The sequence below is a fragment of the Gulosibacter sp. genome (assembly GCF_052090685.1).
In the GTDB taxonomy this organism is placed as follows: Bacteria; Actinomycetota; Actinomycetes; order Actinomycetales; family Microbacteriaceae; genus Gulosibacter.
Map to the genome: position 1 here is coordinate 84825 of NZ_JBQDBE010000003.1, position 16077 is coordinate 100901.

The window sequence follows — 16077 nt, forward strand, 5'->3', positions numbered from 1 at the left end:
ATCGATTCAGTTATGCCGACAATTCGGATATCGATCCCACACGTGATCAGGACAATTCACACCGATATCGGCATAACTGAAACATCGGCATAAACCTTATTATGCCGACGTCGGCATAATAAGGTCGTGACGTCATAGAGTACGAGCGCGAGCCCGCCGGTGGTCGCGGCGTATTCAAACGCGGCTTCGGATGCCAGGTCGCGGTAGCCACGATCGTTGATCCGCGCGAGGCACCGTTTGATGGTCGACAGGTGCACGGCATCGACGCCGAGCTCGTCCAGGATCTTGCCGGTTGCGGTTTTTGATGCTGGTTCCACGATGCGGGCGAGGACGAGTTGTTCGAACGCGGCATCCTTGATGCGATCGAGCCCGCACGCCCGGTACGCGTGTTGCAGGGTGTCCCACAACACGCGTGACGCGTGCCCGGTGATGACCGCACCTTGGCGGGCTGGTTTTGCCTGGTCTGCACCGGGTTCGGCGGCTGCTGGTGGGAGGTCGAGGTCGAATTCACCTTGTCCGGGATCGAGTTGCTGTCGACCGATTTCGAGTAACAGTGCGAGTTCGGTGTCGGTGTGGGCGGAGCCGAGGTGCTTGATGATTTTGTCGCGCCCGTCCACGCGCCTGGCGATCTGCACCGCGGTCGCGCCGGACGCGGTCTTCACTTTGCGCAGGAACGGGGACATGACAGCGACTTTACCGCCCGGTTTAGTGTGTCAAAACACACGAATCCAGACACCACTTCCGCATCATTACGCGGATCATCACTCAACCACCAGCACTAGAGGTCCAAGTCAGGAGTCGATTACGGATCTAGAAATGGCGGCTGGACTTTGACTGATCTGGCCGCCATTACTTATCGTTCACGATGACGCAGGTCCAGTCGACTCGCGTTTCACGAAGTCTGGCATGAGCATGATTCGCACCGGTGCAGTGATGTGATTGTCGAGCGCGCTGAATGCGAGACGGGCGCTCTGCCTGCCGATTTCAAAACTTGGCAGCCGGATGGTGCTCAGTGGGGGGTAAACATGATCGATCAGTGGAGCATCGTTATATCCGATGACGGAAACGTCCTCTGGGCATCTGAGCCCCATATCTCGAATCGCGTCGAGCGCACCTACCGCCATGAGATCGTTGTGGGCCACGATACCGGTCGGTTGTTGTGTCCGATCGCGTGAAAGTAGCATCGATGTCATCCGATATCCCTCTTGGATCGTGCTTGCTTGGGCAATAGTTGCGTCTGAGACATCAACAAGTTGTGAGTGCCTTCTCATTTCTGACTGATAGCCAGCACATCGGTCAACGAACGATGAAATATCCGAGGGTCCCCTCAATTGAGCAATCTGAGTGTGGCCGAGCGACACGAGGTGCTTCACCGCGGCGCGAGTTCCTTCGACATCGTTCTGCAAAACTTCACGTCGATGGACGGTTGGATTCGTGGGATATTCAACGCTACCGACAGTGCGGACCGCTAGGACAACAGGGAGTTGGTTTTCAAGTTCAGCGATAAAAGATTCGTCTGTTTGATGAGCGGCACTGAGGATAATCGCGTCGACACGGTTTGTGAGAAGTCGGTGCATAACCGTACGTAGTTTTTTGGGGTCCTCGTGTGTTTCAGCTACGAGTGGGAGGACTCCTCGTTGCTGGGCCTCAGAATCGATGCCGCGTAGCAATTGCGCGAAGTACGGATTCGAAAGATCTGCAACGACCACGCCAAGCGTTGCAGTCGAACCTTTTCGTAGTGATTGCGCGACCGCATTCGGGCGATAACCAAGTTGTTTCGCCGCGTCGATCACTCGCTTCCTAGTGGTGGGCCTTACTCGATCCGATTGGTCCGTGCTGAGCGCACGCGATGCCGTTCCGACATGAACTCCTGCGAGCATCGCAACGTCCCTTAACGTCGCAGCTTGAGCGTCGGTCACTGGTACGCCTTTTCGTGGTACATGAGTATGTGATTCAACATTGTCGGCGCTGTTAGAAGTCAAAATGGATTTGCGACGATGAGTTCGTCCGCTGGATACTTCGTGATCACTACAGGACCGTCTTCGGTAAGAACGATTTCCTCTTCAATACGTGCAGCGGAGAAGCCATCTGTGGCAGGGCAATAGGTCTCAACAGCGAACACCATGCCAGCTTTGAGTTCAACTGGCTCTCGGTAACTGTTCAACCTCGAGACAATGGGACGTTCGTGGAGTCCGAGCCCGAGTCCGTGGCAAAACTGCAGACCAAACGCAGACAATTCGTCGTCGAAGCCGAGCGACTCAGCGGTGGGAAATAGCCCGGCTATCTCATCGGACCCCAAACCCGGCTTGAGAGCAGCAATGACATTGTCCATCCACTCTCGTGCTTGAGAGTATGCCGACCGCTGCGGACCAGTCGCACTACCGACATTAAATGTTCGGTAGTAACACGTGCGATATCCCATGAATGAGTGAATAACGTCGAAGAATGCCTGGTCTCCAGGACGAATAATTCGATCAGTGAAATTATGTGGATGCGGATTACAACGCTCTCCAGAGATCGCATTTATAGCTTCCACCTGGTCGGACCCGTATTCGTACAGCTTCTTCGCTGCAAGTGCAACGATCTCGCTTTCGCGTACACCCGGCTTCAACGCCTCGACGATATCCACATACACTCCGTCAACCATCGCGGCCGCCTGATTGAGCAGCATGATTTCGTCGTCACTTTTGATTTCTCGTGCGTCGAGCATGTGCTGCTGTGCGTCAACCACTGTTAGCCCCTGACGCTGCATCTCAAAGAGCATCGGCGGTTCGACGATGTCTACGCCAATCGGCTCGTTTTGCAGTCCAAGATCAGTCAGAATCCCCTTGATCTGTGTCACCGCATCGATCATCAGCCCAGCTGATGGTGAAACGGCTCCCCGGAACCCCAGGAATCCGGGGTGATTATGTTCCTCTGGCAGCCATGGCGAATAGAGTTTGTGGTGTTTCACCGCAGAGCCAAAATCCCATAGGTGCGGAGCGCTGTCACGCGTAAGCAGGGCGTACCGGATCATCTTGTCGCCGAGGGCTCCTCCCACCCAGGACTGGGTGGTGTATCGGATGTTGTAGAAATCGAACAGCAAGAACGCGCCGCACTCGCTTTTTTCGAGGGCTGCCTGCGCACGACCTACTCGATAGTCGCGCAGACGATCGAAGTTGACTCGGGTCTCATAGTCGACCGACATTTGTCCGGGAGCGGAGAGGGCACGCTGGGAACTCGGGTGCGGCATGACGGTCCAACTTTCAACATAGAAACTACTGGATTGTGTGTCCAACTGTGTAGTAAAACTTATCAGTCAATGCGAACGTTTGCAAAGGACCGGTGTTTAAGGTGAGATAGATTCGGGCGGCAGATCGCTGCTGTTGCATGAGTTGCTCGGTGATTTAGGCGCCTGTGAGCGGCGTCAGCTAGGGCGCTGCAGTTCAAATTTGGCAGCGTTGCCGTAGATTGCTGAGTATTTGTGTAGTTATACTGTACGCGCTGTCTTGGCTATTTGGCCTCAATCTCGGATCGATTGATTTGACAGTCGGTAAGTTAATTGGCCGCTCACGGTGTAGCAATGACATCCGATTGACTCGCCGGAGCGTCATCTTCGGAAAGAGAAATACTGGCTAATCCAAAGGGGGGGGAACAATGTCATTCACAGTCGAAGGGATACATCATGTTGGTATCACGGTTCGAGACATCAAACGCTCATTCGAGTGGTATCAGCTGATGTTCGGGCTCGTGCCCGGGCCGATCAATCACAATTCCGGACCGGACCTCGAAGCGGGAGTCCAGGTCGAAGGTGCGCAGCTTGACTACTCAATGATTGAGATTGGGGCGCTGCGAATTGAGTTTCTCGAGTACAAAGAGCCCGAGGGCAGAGATTTTAACCTCCAGAACTCAGACATAGGGGCAACTCACATATGCTTCCAGGTCGACGACATGGACGCGGCCTATAACAGTCTGACAAGCAAAGGTGCAGTTTTTTCCGCTCCGCCAGTGGCTCTTATTGATGGGTCCTTGGCGGGATCGAAGTGGGCCTACTTGCGTGACCCAGACGGTATCCAACTTGAGCTCTGGCAGTGGCCCAAGCACAACTAGGTGTTGCAGCTCATGCGAAGTCGATGCGGAGGGTAGCTTGCTTGCGTTTTAGCTACCCTCCGCAGCCTTTCCTTGCAGGTTGCAGGTGACTGTTTCAACCAAGCTTGCGCCAACCATCTCGAGGCTAATTCATCCTCGTGAACTTCATGCGGAGCGCCCTAAATCACCGCAGCCAACGCCTCCCCAACAATGTCCAACCCACGCCGCGCCTCTTCATCTGTGATCACGCACGGAGGAACGAAGTGCAAGCGGTTATCCGACGTGAACGGCAGCGCACCGCGATCAAGTACAGCCTTCTTGAGCGCCCCCATGAACTCGGCCGAAACAGGCTCGCGCGTCTGCGCATCCGCCACAAACTCGACTGCCCAGAACACACCTCGACCGCGCACCTCGCCGATGACGTCGAAGCGTTCCGCCAGCGCTCGAAGTCCGGGACCGATGACCTCTTCGCCGACTCGTCGAGCATTCTCGATGATGCCCTCGTCCGCCATCGCTTCCATCGACGCGACCGCGGATGCACACGCGAGCGGGTGCCCCGAATAGGTGAGTCCGCCGGGGAAGACGCGCTCGTCGAAGGATGCTGCGATCTCTTCCGAGATCACCACGCCACCGAGTGGCACGTAGCCCGAGTTCACGCCCTTGGCGAAGGTGATGAGATCGGGGCGAACGTCGAAGGCATCGAACGCGAACCACTCGCCGGCACGACCAAAGCCGGCCATCACTTCATCCAGAATCATGATGATGCCGTAGCGGTTGGCAAGTTCGCGCACGCCAGGGAGGTAACCCTCGGGCGGCACCATGATCCCCGCGGTGCCGGGGATCGTTTCGAGGATGATCGCCGCGATCGACTCCGGCCCCTCGGACTGAATCACGCGCTCGAGGTGCTGCAGAGCGCGCTCGCATTCTTGCTGCTCGTTCTCGCTCCAGAACTCACTGCGGTAGGCGTAGGGGCCAAAGAAGTGCACGTGGCCGGTTGCGTATTCGTTCGGAACGCGGCGCCAGTCACCGGTCGCGACGATCGCCGCGCCCGTGTTGCCGTGGTAGGAACGGTACTGGGAGAGCACCTTGTCGCGGCCGGTGTGCAGGCGCGCCATGCGGATCGCGTTCTCGTTCGCGTCGGCACCACCGTTCGTGAAGAACACCTTGTTGAAGCCCTCGGGGGTGTGGCTCAGGATGAGTTCGGCCGCACGTGCGCGGGCAGGGTTGGCGTGAGCGGGCGCGATCGTGGTGAGCTCGGCCGCCTGGCGCTGGATGGCCTCCACCACGCGCGGGTGCTGGTGGCCGATATTGACGTTGACGAGCATGCTCGACAGGTCGAGATACTCATTGCCCTCGAAGTCTTCGACGGTGGCACCGTGGCCGGTCCGAATCGCGGTTGGTGCGAGCTTCGCCTGCGCCGACCAGGAATGGAACACATTGCTGACGTCGTGGTTGACCACTTCGGCATTGCTGACGTTCGTGGATACGGTGCTGGACATATCGGCTCCCTTGTCTCGACTTGCTTGACGGTGTCCCGGTGCTTGGTATTTCAGCGAACTGCTTCACGGTACGTTCCGTGTCGGTGAGTTCTGTCTCGAGGGCGAACTCTTCGACCGCGGCCATTCGCCTCGCCTAAGCTTCCGGTGATTTGCTCGGATCTTCCAGTGCCGAATTGGCGATCTACGCGTGGGTTTGTGCCAATTCGGATACTCTGGGCGGGTGGTAATGACCCTTCGTAATCTACTCAGTGAGTCTGGCTTTGGGCTGCGGCTACTCCCCGGCGATCCGGCGAGCGCCGAACAGCTCGATGCTGAAATCTCGTGGGTGCACTCTTCCGATCTCATCAACCCCACCCCCTGGCTCGAAGCGGGGCAGCTGCTGCTGACCGACGGTGGTCAGTTCCCCAAGGTTCAGGATGCGCCGGGCAGCTTTGCGGAGGACGCCAAGGCCTATGCCGAGCGTCTCAAACGCACCGGCATCATCGCCCTTGGCTTCGCGGTCAACGTGGTGCATCAGTCGGTGCCGCGCGAACTCGTGACCGCCTGCGCCGAGGCGAGGCTTCCGCTCATCCTGGTGCCCTCATCCACACCGTTTATTCGGGTGATTCGACGCGTGGCCGACGCCATCGCCGAAGAACGAAACACCAGCCTGCAGTGGTCGATTCGCGCGCAGCGAGCCGTCGGGCGAGCAACGCTGCGGCCGGATGGGTTGTCTGCGACGCTTCGCGAACTCGAGTCGCAGCTCGGATGCTGGGTCGCGCTCTACGACGCAATCGGGCAGCGCGTGCCGGTGCGAACCAAACGCACCGTCCCGGTTGAGGTTCGGGAAGAACTCGAGGAAGCGGTCGCGGCGCAATTGCGGGGCGGTCGCCGAGCGGCAACAAACCTCAGCGATAGCGAGAGTGCCATCACGCTGCAAACCATTGGGCAGGCCGACCGACTCCGCGGCGTCCTCGCGATTGGGACCGCGCTGCCGCTCGACCCCGCGGGAGTCGACCTGGTCGCGAGTGTCGTGGGAATCGCATCCATCTCAATCGAACAGAGCCGCGCACTCGACGATGCCCGACGCGGCTTGCGAACCGGGGTAATGGAGCTGTATCTCGCGGGGTCGACGGATGCGGCGGCGCGGGCCCTGCGGGACATGAACACGTGGTCGCCGCAAGGGCGAATCCGGGTTGCCGTGGTGCGCGGAACGACCGACTGGGGGCACATTCTCAACGAACTCGAGCTCATTGCGACCACCGTCGAGGTGGCATTTGCGCGGATCGGCGATGAGCTGCTGGTCTTGTATCCCTCGAATACGGATGCGCCGCTCGAGTTTGTCGCTCGGGAGGGGCTGCGTGCGGGCATCTCGGGGCCGGTCGGAGTTCGGGACATTCCCCTTGGTCGCGAGAACGCGCAGCACGCCGTCCGGCGCGCTGACCATTCGGGCGAGATCGTCGACTTTGAGCGGTTGGCTGAACGAGGGATGCTCTCGTGGCTCGACGCTGCGGATGGTCGGGTATTGGCGGAGCGTATCCTTGTGGGGCTGCGCGCACGACCTGACTCGGAAGAGCTGATGGCCGCGCTGCGCGCGTGGTACGAACACAACTGCGCGTGGGATCCGGCCGCGCGCGAACTCGGGATGCACCGGCACACCCTGCGCTCGCGGATCGCGCTCGTGCAGGAGATCACGGGGCTCGATCTGGAGTCATTCAGTGCGCGGGCGGAGCTTTGGTTGGCGCTGGAGTTGGCTGATTAGGGGCTCATCAACTTAGTGCATGATGTCATAACACTTGACTTTCGAAGTATGTGGGGAAACACTTGTGATATGGCAATCACCATTGCAGAGTATGCCGAGAAGGAGGGTATCTCGGTCCAGCGTGCTCGTGAACTAGCGCGGAATGGTCGAATTCCTGCCCGAAAGTTCGGTGGCAGTTGGGTGGTTGAATCAGGTTCTGCGAGACAGTCGAGGTCACAACGCCCGCTGTCTCCAACCTCGCAGGCTGATCTCATCGCCTACTTCAATACGCGGTCTTTGCTGCATGTGAACGGTACTCGTCGTGCGCGGCTGGCCGAGCGAGTACGGAAACTGCAGGATGCTGAGAATCCAGCGGCGTTGATTCGGCAGTATTTTGCGGGATCGCAGGCTTCCGATGGCATCGGCGGTGCCGCGATCATTCGTGCAGCATTGAGAGGTTTCGACGTTCAAGTACGGGAGGTGCTCCAAGTCCGACATCGACTGTTCATTCGGTCGAGTGCGGACCTCGCACGGGTAATGCTCGATTCGCGGGCGCTACTGGGGGAGGAAAGCTATCGCGCAGCTACGGAGCAGTGGCTGACCAAGACGCAGATTCGTCAGCTTGAGCGCGGGAATCGCTCGGCGGTGGCGATGCCTCAACTGCAGCAGGTGTTGTCATCCATGGGACTGCAGGTATCCAAAATTGAGCTTCCACGGAAGGCCGCCAATGTCTAGCAATGTGCTGCATGCATGGATTTGCGGTGCATACGTCGGCCGGTTTGAGCGTGCAGCGACTGCACTCAATCCTCACTTCGTATATGCAGCTAACGCTGAGACCGATATCTCGCTCTCGCTTAAGCAAGGGGAGCAGCCTTCCGACTTGGCTGCTCGTAACTATCTCGATGGGCTTCTTCCTGAAAACCAGGCTGCGCGTGAACAGATCCGGATTATCACAGCAGCCGAAAGCTCGAACTACTGGGATCTGTTGACTGCCATCGGTGGGGACCTCCAAGGTGGCGTGGTCTTGCACCCGGATGAAGATGGTCCCGCACGAATTGAAGGGTACGCAAGCCGAGCCTTCGAAGAAGACGTGGCAGACCGCATCCAGCAGATTCATCGAGGAGGTACCGGGTATGTGAAGAGTGGACCGCCGCCTCGATTCTCGCTTGCTGGCGCGCAATCAAAGTTCGCGCTTGCTCGAACGACCTTTGGCGACTTTTGGTCTGACGCGGCGACTCCATCCACACACATTCTGAAACCCGAGAGTGCTGACCACTCTGGCCTAGAGCTCATAGAGTGCGCGACCATCCAACTCGCAAAACGGGTAGGGCTCCGTGTCACCGATGCGCGCCAAGAAGCCTTTGCGGGCGAGACGACCTACATAATCGAAAGGTTCGATCGGAATCGGAATTCAGACGGTACGGTGTCGCGGACTCATAGCGAAGACATGGTGCAGGCACTTGGGAGGCCAACTTCTGAGAAATACCTGGTCCATACGGACGATGTCGTTCGGTTGCTTCGAGACAACTCGGGAAGCGACGAGCTTGGTTACGAGTTTTACCGGCAGTACGCGTTCAACTCGATCATTGGTAATGCGGATGCGCACGGCAAGAACTATTCCATCCAGTTTGATGGTCGAGACATTACGTTGAGTCCCCTCTACGACTCGATCCCGATCGTATTCTTTGCCCAGTACGACCAGGCGCTTGCCATGCCCGTCGGCTGGACGGATCAGTTCGTAAGCGTGACGCCAAGTGATTGGATTGAATCTGCAGAAGACTCGGGACTAGATCCAGATCGTGTGTCATCCACCGTGCGTGAAGTTGCCGCAGGCGTCCAAGAGCACGTTGAATCAACTCTGGGAGTGATCGATCATCCACGCGTCTCTCGTGTTGGTCTTGACCAGATTCTTCGAGCAGCGGCGCGGCAGTCCGGGGCTGCGTGAAATAGGTCGACGCTCCATTATTGATGGATGCGGTCAGGCAAGCGTCGAGGCTCCGCCAGGTCCAGTTGTCGACGCGGCCGCGACCTGGGTCGAGCACCTGTGCAGCACACGGTTGAGTTGCTGATCCTTGAGAACGGCGCGCAGTGGAAGAGCGTGACACCGGAATTTTGGCGCGTCAGGAACGCCTACGACCGCGTACACGCTGAGCCGCGCTGAACGGTTTGGCAGTAGATCGGCTCACCTATTCCGATGGTGAGACGTGCACCTTGGACGTCGCCGAGTTCTCGAACCCTGGCAACACCGTCACGGAGTTCCGGTTCTCAGACTTCGACGGTGAAGTCGGTATCACCCACATCGAATCGCCCTGATCACTCACCTCGACCGGCTCGCCTCCCGCATTTCGACCGGCTCTCATCACTCACTTCGAATCGCGCTGAAAGAATTGGCGTACCCGAGCACCCATGAGGTGGATATACCCCCTGAACGCCCCGGCACGCCAATACTGGCAACCAGAAGGCCGGTTCAAGCAGGGCATTCTGGTAACCCTTCGGCCTGTTCAAACTGGGCAGGTGTGGTGCGCTGAAATATTTGGCGTACCCGTGCACCCTTGAGGTGGATATACCCCCTGAACGCCCCGGCACGGCAATTCTGGCAGCGGGTGAGTGGGCGGATGAGGGTCGGGACGGCAGTCGTGCGGATGGCAGGTGGGCGGCGGCCGGTGGTGGGCAGCCCCCAAACAGCAAAAACCCGGGTCGGCAGCCGTAGCTACCAACCCGGGCCAGCATCCAAGACCGAAATCTCGGGGCTAAAGCACTAGTCGTTCTGCGGGAAGCCGAGGTTCAGGCCGCCGTGGCTCGGGTCGAGCCAGCGCGTGGTGATTGCCTTCTGCTGCGTGAAGAACTTCACGCCTTCGGCACCGTGTGCCTTGGTGTCGCCGAAGAGCGACTGCTTCCAGCCACCGAAGGAGTAGGTTGCGATGGGTACCGGGATCGGCACGTTGATGCCGACCATGCCGACCTCGATCTCGCGCTGGAAGCGGCGAGCTGCGCCACCATCATTCGTGAAGATCGCAGTACCGTTACCGAATGCACCCGAGTTGATGAGCTCGACGCCCTCTTCGTAGGACTTCACACGCACCACGGCGAGGACCGGGCCGAAGATTTCTTCGGTGTAGACCTTCGAGGTGGTGGGGACCTGGTCGATCAGGGTCGGTCCGAGCCAGAAGCCGTTCTCATCGCCGTCGACCTCGATGCCGCGGCCGTCAACGACAACCTTGGCGCCGTCTTCGATCGCAACGTCGATGTAGCCGGCGACCTTGTCGCGGTGCTGTTTGGTGACGAGCGGCCCCATGTCGCAGCCGCGGCGGCCATCGCCCACGCGGAGGGTGCCCATACGCTCGACGACCTTCTCGATGAGGTCATCGGCAACCGGCTCAACGGCGACAACAACCGAGATCGCCATGCAGCGTTCACCGGCTGAGCCGAAGCCCGCGTTGATTGCCGAGTCGGCAACGAGGTCGAGGTCTGCGTCGGGGAGCACGAGCATGTGGTTCTTCGCGCCACCGAGCGCTTGCACGCGCTTGCCGTGGGCGGTACCGGTCTCGTAAACGTACTTCGCGATCGGGGTCGAACCCACGAACGAAACCGAAGCGACATCCTCGTGGGTGAGAAGTGCATCCACCGCCACCTTGTCGCCGTGCAGGACGTTGAAGACGCCGTCGGGAAGTCCGGCTTCCTTCCAGAGCTGACCGAACCAGTTTGCAGCCGACGGGTCCTTCTCGGAAGGCTTGAGCACTACCGAGTTACCCGCGGCGATTGCGATCGGGAAGAACCAGCCCGGCACCATCGCGGGGAAGTTGAAGGGGGAGATGATTGCGGCAACACCGATGGGCTGCTGCACCGAGTGAATGTCGAAGCCGGTCGAGACCTGCTCTGAGAAGTGGCCGCGGAGGTGGCTCGTGATGCCACAGGCGTATTCGACGACTTCCTGCGCGCGCGAGATTTCGCCGAGTGCGTCGTCGAGAACCTTGCCGTGCTCGGAGGTGATAATTTCAGCGAGCTCGTTCTTACGCTCATTGAGCAGTTCGCGGAACTTGAAGATGATTGCGGTGCGGCGCGCGAGCGAAACGTCGCGCCACTCGAGGTATGCGGCGTGTGCATTGGCGACAGCTTCGTCTGCCTGTGCCTGCTCGGCGAGTACGACGCGCTTGGTCTCAACACCGAGTGCGGGGTCGAATACGGCCGAGGTGCGTGCATCTGCAGGCGCCTGCTCGACTCCGTTGATCCAGTGACCAAGGATGGGGAGGTCGCTCATGTGAGTCCTTTCGCGTGGCGAATGTTGGTACGTGAGCGACGATACGGCGGTAGGCAAGTCGGATGCACTGGCTATCTGTCGAAATGTCCTAACAAAGTTTGCCAGTTTGGCAGATGCTCGCGAAAGACCCGATTAGGGCGAGGTTTAAAGCTTAGGATGCGCTGAAGTTCGCGCGGATCCAGTTGGTCACCACTCCGGCAAACTGCTCCGGATGCGTCCGATTCCACTCGTGGCCCGCGCCGGGAATGATCTGGAGATTCGCATCCCGCATCGACTCCACCACTTCGCCCGAAGACTTGTGGTTCATTCGGTCATTACCGCCGACCACGACCAGTGTGGGGCATTGGATCTGGAAAAGTTCCGGCCGCAGATCGAAGTCGGTGAAGGTTTCGAGCACGCGAAGGATGTCTTCTTTGGTGAGTCCCGAGCCGCCCTCTTCTATGGGGCGACCGGCTACTGCTTTCTCGGGCAGCACGCTCATCATGGCACGCTGAAGCTTGAACATTACCTTCGGGGGTCGGGCCAGTGGTGCCGAAAGGATGAGCCCCGACACGAGCCCGGGCTCCAGCGCCGCCGCACGGATGGCGACCTGGCTTCCGAGCGAGAGCCCGACGAGTATCGCGGGCTCCTCACTGCGATCGGCAACATCGGCGAGCACCCAGCGGGCCGCGTCATCGAGCGAAAACGGCTTGTGTGCCGGTGCGCTCATGGAAGGAATGGTGGTCGCCGCAGGATCAATCCACTCTGGCAAGCTTGCGACGACGGCGTCCCAGTCACTGGGTGATTGGCCGAGGCCGTGGAGGAATTCGACGGGTATGGCACTCATCACTTCATTCTGCCTCAGAGTTCCTGGCCATATGCTCTACTCATATCTGCAACGTCGCTGCTCTCTGCGCCTGTTAGGTCTTGTGGCTTCGTTGGCGGAAGCAGCGGTACGCGTGCAGGAGTAGCCCAACGCTAAAGATGAGCGCGACCAGCATCCCCATTGCTCCTGGACCTCCGATGCTCAATGCCGTGCCGCCGACGATGGCGCCAAGAAAACTGCCGAGATTTGCAGTGCCTGACGCGAGAGTCGCAGCGAGCCTGGGGCGATGGCCAAGCGTGCGTAAATATAAAACCTGTGCGGCGGGTGTGACGAGGCCCAACGCGAGTCCTGTAAAAAGAACCCCCAGCGCAGCCGAGACTCCGATGGCTGAAGGAAAGCTGATGAGAACGGAACTGACCAGTCCGCTGAAACCGGCAAGGCTCATAGCAAGATTCGCGGACCGATCTGCGATCCAACCACCGGCGAAATTCCCAATGTTCATGCCCACACCGAAAAGGAGCATTAGGAGCGGAACAGAAATGAGCGGATGGGGGCCCTGTAACCATGCACCTATTGGAGCCGTGAACGTTACTATGGCGAAACCGCCGCAGTTAATTAGGGTGACTGCAGCAAGCAGAGCTACAACAATGCGACTTCGCTTTACGCTGTCGACTGTCGCCGTTGCTGAAGACGCATGGGCGGGGGGACTTACGAGAAGCAGAACCGCAATGGGGCCAATAAACAACGCAGCGCATATCGTGAGTGAGATGCGCCAGTCACCGCTGGACCCTAGCGCGGTCAAGACAGGGACACCGAGGAACGTTGCCCCCGTAAGTCCTCCGACAACTACGGCCGCGCCGCGGCCGTGATGATTAGACCCAAGTAGGCGGGAAACGACCAACGCCGCCGACCCGACGTATGCGGCGTGAGTTAGCGCCGAAATAAATCGCAGCGCAATGCCGACAGCGAGATTGGGGCTAATAGAAGTGAATAAAGTAAGGCACAACATCGAGGCTGCGCACACGATGAGCGAGTGTCGCTCTGAGAGGCGTCTCAATAGCAGTGGTGAGACGATCATCCCGACCGCCACACCTAGGGCGTATCCCGAGACCATTCCTCCGGTCACTGCAATGCCGAATTCGGGGTCTGAAGCGAATAGGTCGGGTGCGAGATCTGTAGCGATTTGCGGTAGCAGGCCCATTACGAGGAACTCACTTGCACCGATACCAAATGAGCCGAGAACTAGCCCGATGGTCAATACAATTGAGCCTAATCGATTCGCTGTACGTTGAGGTCCGTCCACTAGGGTCTCTTGTTAATTTTATGGCCGGAGTGTCGTCGGCTCGAGAGGAACTAGCACTGGCGCCTAGCGTTGGCCTCTTCGAAGCAGTGCAGCGTTGCCTGCATGGTCGATTCAAGCGACTCGTGAAGCGGGGCCACCCGGTGCTCTCTTGAGAGAATCTCCACACCCCAGATGCCGTCATACCCGGTGGAACGTATGACATTGATGAACTCGGGCACGTCGAATGCACCCGTGCCAGGGAGTAGTCGTCGGTAGACTGTATCTTCCCACAGCGTCCCAATCGGTTCCACCGCCGCATCGTCAAGCTCGACGACAACAATGTATTCTGCGGGCAGAGTCTTTGAGATGATTGAGTAGTCAGAGCCCCCACGTGCAACGTGCCAAATATCGACGCAAAGCCCTCCCGCCGGATTTGCGACTTGGGTAACAAGATCGATGCCTTCTTCAATGGTGCTCATATTCGTTGCGAAGGGGAGCGTCTCTAGTGCGACGCGACATCCGTGCTGCGCGGCCTCGGTGGCAATACGATCGAATTCAATGGCGAACACATCGGGGTTTACAGGTGCGTTCGAGGTCTCTGGAGCGATTTTCACTGTTTTCGCGTCGAGAACCTCAGCGGCATGGAAGAGTTCCCTCCGCGTCTGATCGGACGCAGAACGGCGATCATCGTCTGCCCACCAGTCACCGAGAAATTCCAGTTCAACGTGGTCGAGACCATGGTCATTGAGCATGGACTTCAAATCGGCAAGGGACTGGGTTCTTTGATGCTCCATTAGATCGGCGTGCACCATGCCAAATCCCGACCATCCCGTGGCTGAAGCAGCGCGAATTCTGTCGAGCAAGGGGAGGGGACTCCGCTCGTCGACGCTTTGAGGCACGACGTTGCCAGCAGAAGACCAGCTTGTCGGTAGAAGCCGTGGGGGAAAGTCCTTGCTCATCAGTCACTCCGTTACTTCATTGTCGAGGCGGCTCTACTCGGGGCCGTTCTGGGGCGGACACCTTTGTGTTGGAGTGTTAAGTGTAAACGAACAAATCAATGGTTGCAATCGTTAGCAGCTGAGGGAGTCGTGAGATACAAACGTTAGCATTTGGGATTGTGTTCAGTGCTGATTTATGTGAAAGTAGCCCTGTTCGCCGGTCCGATGGGCAAGCTACGTGAGGCTGTTGGTCTTGGCCCTAAGGCAGCGGGCCGTTCGCAATTTGCAAAGGAGCAATGATTATGGGAATTCACTTACGAGGTAGACACCTCTGGAAGAAGCTCGGCACAGCTGCAATTACAGCTGGGTTGGTCTTCGGCCTAGCGGGCTGTGGCGGTGGTGGTGCCCAGGAAAGCGGGCCCGCCAGTGATCTCGAAGGGACCGGGTCGCTGGACGGGGAGGGGCAGACGCTTGTTGTGTTCATGCCAACGACTTCGAACGTTTATATGGCAGCCAACCTCGACTCCATCGAGCAGGAGGCGGCTGAGCTCAACTTCGAAGTCAAGTCGTTCGAGAACAACTTCGACCAAACTGAGCAGGATCAGCAAGTTCAAGAGTGGCTTGCCACTGGGCAAGAGGCCGCGGCCTATCTGTTCTGGCCGTCTGCGGCGGAAGCGGCGACCAACTCGATTCGACTGCTGGCTCAAGACGCTCCTGTTTTCCAGTTCAATCAGGGAGTGCAGGAGGACGCACAGGAGTTTGTGACCGCTTATGCGGGTGTGAGCGACTGGGGCATCGGACAGCAAGCTGGGATGAGCGCGCTCGAAGCGATCGGCGCGCAAGAAGAGGCGGGCGTGGAGTTCAGTGGGCCGGATGGGAAGCCGAACATTATTGAATTTAGGTTCCCGACCGGTTACGTTGCGGGCGATGACCGCCACGATGCATTCGTCGAGGCGACTGATGGTGCCTTCAACGAATTGATCGTGGAACCGCTCACGACTACGGATGCACAGGCCGGGTATGAGTCGGCAAGTCAGGTGATCCCACGGTTTAAAGCAGAAGGAATTGACTTCGTGTATGCGCAGAACAACAATTCTGCTGCCGGGGTCGTCCAGGCGCTTGAACAAAATGGCCTCACTCCAGGTGAAGACGTCATCGTGATTGCCGGCGACTATTCCGGCGACAAAGCTCCACTCCAAGAAGGCAAGATCCACTCGGCGGTCATCCAGTCACCGGTAATCGAGGGAATGCTCGTTGTCCGAGTTGCCGCGCAGTTCCTTGCTACTGGCGAGGTCGTCGAAGAGGAAGTGACGATCGAGGCGGACGAATCGAAGCCCGAACTTGAAATGGTTCCGCCTGCCACCACCACATTCATTATGAACCCGCCGGTGACTCAGGAAACGTATGACGACTTCTTGATCTGGGACATGACGATCGAAGAACTCGTCAAATAGTCGATTTTGAGGCGATGCCCGTGGGGATTGGGTAGAGGCGTGCAATCGCACCG

At 58.5% G+C, this 16077-nt stretch carries 12 protein-coding genes and 1 pseudogene; 5 read left to right on the forward strand and 8 right to left on the reverse strand.

The genetic code is table 11. The annotated features are described in order from the left end of the window. Positions 1-119: 119 nt before the first annotated feature. The 3 genes and pseudogenes from ACTHXA_RS02905 to ACTHXA_RS02915 form a co-directional block, all read right to left on the reverse strand. A pseudogene (locus ACTHXA_RS02905) lies at positions 120-683 on the reverse strand (IS1634 family transposase); the annotation flags it as partial. A gap of 177 nt (positions 684-860) precedes the next feature. Continuing rightward, positions 861-1919 carry a LacI family DNA-binding transcriptional regulator gene (locus ACTHXA_RS02910; RefSeq protein ID WP_441669180.1) on the reverse strand — a complete coding sequence of 353 codons (1059 nt, stop codon included), beginning with the start codon at positions 1917-1919 and terminating at the stop codon, positions 861-863. 59 nt (positions 1920-1978) lie between these two features. After that, complete coding sequence (locus ACTHXA_RS02915) at positions 1979-3277, reverse strand: M24 family metallopeptidase (protein WP_441669182.1); 1299 nt, start codon at positions 3275-3277, stop codon at positions 1979-1981. A gap of 359 nt (positions 3278-3636) precedes the next feature. Here ACTHXA_RS02915 and ACTHXA_RS02920 point away from each other — a divergent pair, with 359 nt between their 5' ends. Beyond that, positions 3637-4089: a VOC family protein gene (locus ACTHXA_RS02920; protein WP_441669184.1), complete on the forward strand. Its 453-nt coding sequence runs from the start codon at positions 3637-3639 to the stop codon at positions 4087-4089. Positions 4090-4247: 158 nt separating this feature from the next. On the opposite strand, the gene ACTHXA_RS02925 is transcribed toward ACTHXA_RS02920, so the two are convergent. Beyond that, entirely contained in the window at positions 4248-5567 is a 1320-nt protein-coding gene (locus ACTHXA_RS02925) for an aspartate aminotransferase family protein (protein WP_441669186.1), read from the reverse strand. Positions 5568-5793: 226 nt separating this feature from the next. Between ACTHXA_RS02925 and ACTHXA_RS02930 the strand changes: the two genes are divergently transcribed. The 3 genes from ACTHXA_RS02930 to ACTHXA_RS02940 all read left to right on the forward strand — a co-directional run bounded on the left by ACTHXA_RS02930 (position 5794) and on the right by ACTHXA_RS02940 (position 9232). After that, complete coding sequence (locus ACTHXA_RS02930; protein ID WP_441669188.1) at positions 5794-7308, forward strand: PucR family transcriptional regulator; 1515 nt, start codon at positions 5794-5796, stop codon at positions 7306-7308. A gap of 69 nt (positions 7309-7377) precedes the next feature. Next, positions 7378-8022 carry a hypothetical protein gene (locus ACTHXA_RS02935; RefSeq protein WP_441669190.1) on the forward strand — a complete coding sequence of 215 codons (645 nt, stop codon included), beginning with the start codon at positions 7378-7380 and terminating at the stop codon, positions 8020-8022. Continuing rightward, positions 8015-9232, forward strand: coding sequence for a HipA domain-containing protein (locus tag ACTHXA_RS02940; protein WP_441669192.1), 1218 nt, complete (start codon positions 8015-8017; stop codon positions 9230-9232). The genes ACTHXA_RS02935 and ACTHXA_RS02940 overlap by 8 nt, the downstream gene beginning before the upstream one ends. Before the next feature lie 813 nt (positions 9233-10045). On the opposite strand, the gene ACTHXA_RS02945 is transcribed toward ACTHXA_RS02940, so the two are convergent. From ACTHXA_RS02945 to ACTHXA_RS02960, 4 genes are all read right to left on the reverse strand, one after another. Further along, complete coding sequence (locus ACTHXA_RS02945; RefSeq protein WP_441669194.1) at positions 10046-11545, reverse strand: CoA-acylating methylmalonate-semialdehyde dehydrogenase; 1500 nt, start codon at positions 11543-11545, stop codon at positions 10046-10048. A 151-nt stretch (positions 11546-11696) separates the two neighbouring features. Next, the gene (locus ACTHXA_RS02950) at positions 11697-12371 is read right to left on the reverse strand and encodes an alpha/beta fold hydrolase (protein WP_441669196.1); all 675 of its coding nucleotides are present in this window, start codon (positions 12369-12371) and stop codon (positions 11697-11699) included. A gap of 73 nt (positions 12372-12444) precedes the next feature. Continuing rightward, positions 12445-13653, reverse strand: coding sequence for an MFS transporter (locus ACTHXA_RS02955; RefSeq protein WP_441669198.1), 1209 nt, complete (start codon positions 13651-13653; stop codon positions 12445-12447). Positions 13654-13703: 50 nt separating this feature from the next. Next, positions 13704-14591 carry a sugar phosphate isomerase/epimerase family protein gene (locus tag ACTHXA_RS02960; protein ID WP_441669200.1) on the reverse strand — a complete coding sequence of 296 codons (888 nt, stop codon included), beginning with the start codon at positions 14589-14591 and terminating at the stop codon, positions 13704-13706. 281 nt (positions 14592-14872) lie between these two features. Between ACTHXA_RS02960 and ACTHXA_RS02965 the strand changes: the two genes are divergently transcribed. Beyond that, positions 14873-16024 (forward strand): sugar ABC transporter substrate-binding protein, encoded by a 1152-nt coding sequence (locus tag ACTHXA_RS02965; RefSeq protein ID WP_441669202.1) that lies wholly within the window; start codon positions 14873-14875, stop codon positions 16022-16024. Positions 16025-16077 lie beyond the last annotated feature (53 nt).

Excerpts from the sequence above, each read along its gene's own strand:
- ACTHXA_RS02920 (WP_441669184.1), top strand. The coding sequence starts at position 3,637 with ATGTCATTCACAGTCGAAGGGATACATCATGTTGGTATCACGGTTCGA.
- ACTHXA_RS02925 (WP_441669186.1), bottom strand. The coding sequence starts at position 5,567 with ATGTCCAGCACCGTATCCACGAACGTCAGCAATGCCGAAGTGGTCAAC.
- ACTHXA_RS02930 (WP_441669188.1), top strand. The coding sequence starts at position 5,794 with ATGACCCTTCGTAATCTACTCAGTGAGTCTGGCTTTGGGCTGCGGCTA.
- ACTHXA_RS02935 (WP_441669190.1), top strand. The coding sequence starts at position 7,378 with ATGGCAATCACCATTGCAGAGTATGCCGAGAAGGAGGGTATCTCGGTC.
- ACTHXA_RS02940 (WP_441669192.1), top strand. The coding sequence starts at position 8,015 with ATGTCTAGCAATGTGCTGCATGCATGGATTTGCGGTGCATACGTCGGC.
- ACTHXA_RS02945 (WP_441669194.1), bottom strand. The coding sequence starts at position 11,545 with ATGAGCGACCTCCCCATCCTTGGTCACTGGATCAACGGAGTCGAGCAG.
- ACTHXA_RS02950 (WP_441669196.1), bottom strand. The coding sequence starts at position 12,371 with ATGAGTGCCATACCCGTCGAATTCCTCCACGGCCTCGGCCAATCACCC.
- ACTHXA_RS02960 (WP_441669200.1), bottom strand. The coding sequence starts at position 14,591 with ATGAGCAAGGACTTTCCCCCACGGCTTCTACCGACAAGCTGGTCTTCT.
- ACTHXA_RS02965 (WP_441669202.1), top strand. The coding sequence starts at position 14,873 with ATGGGAATTCACTTACGAGGTAGACACCTCTGGAAGAAGCTCGGCACA.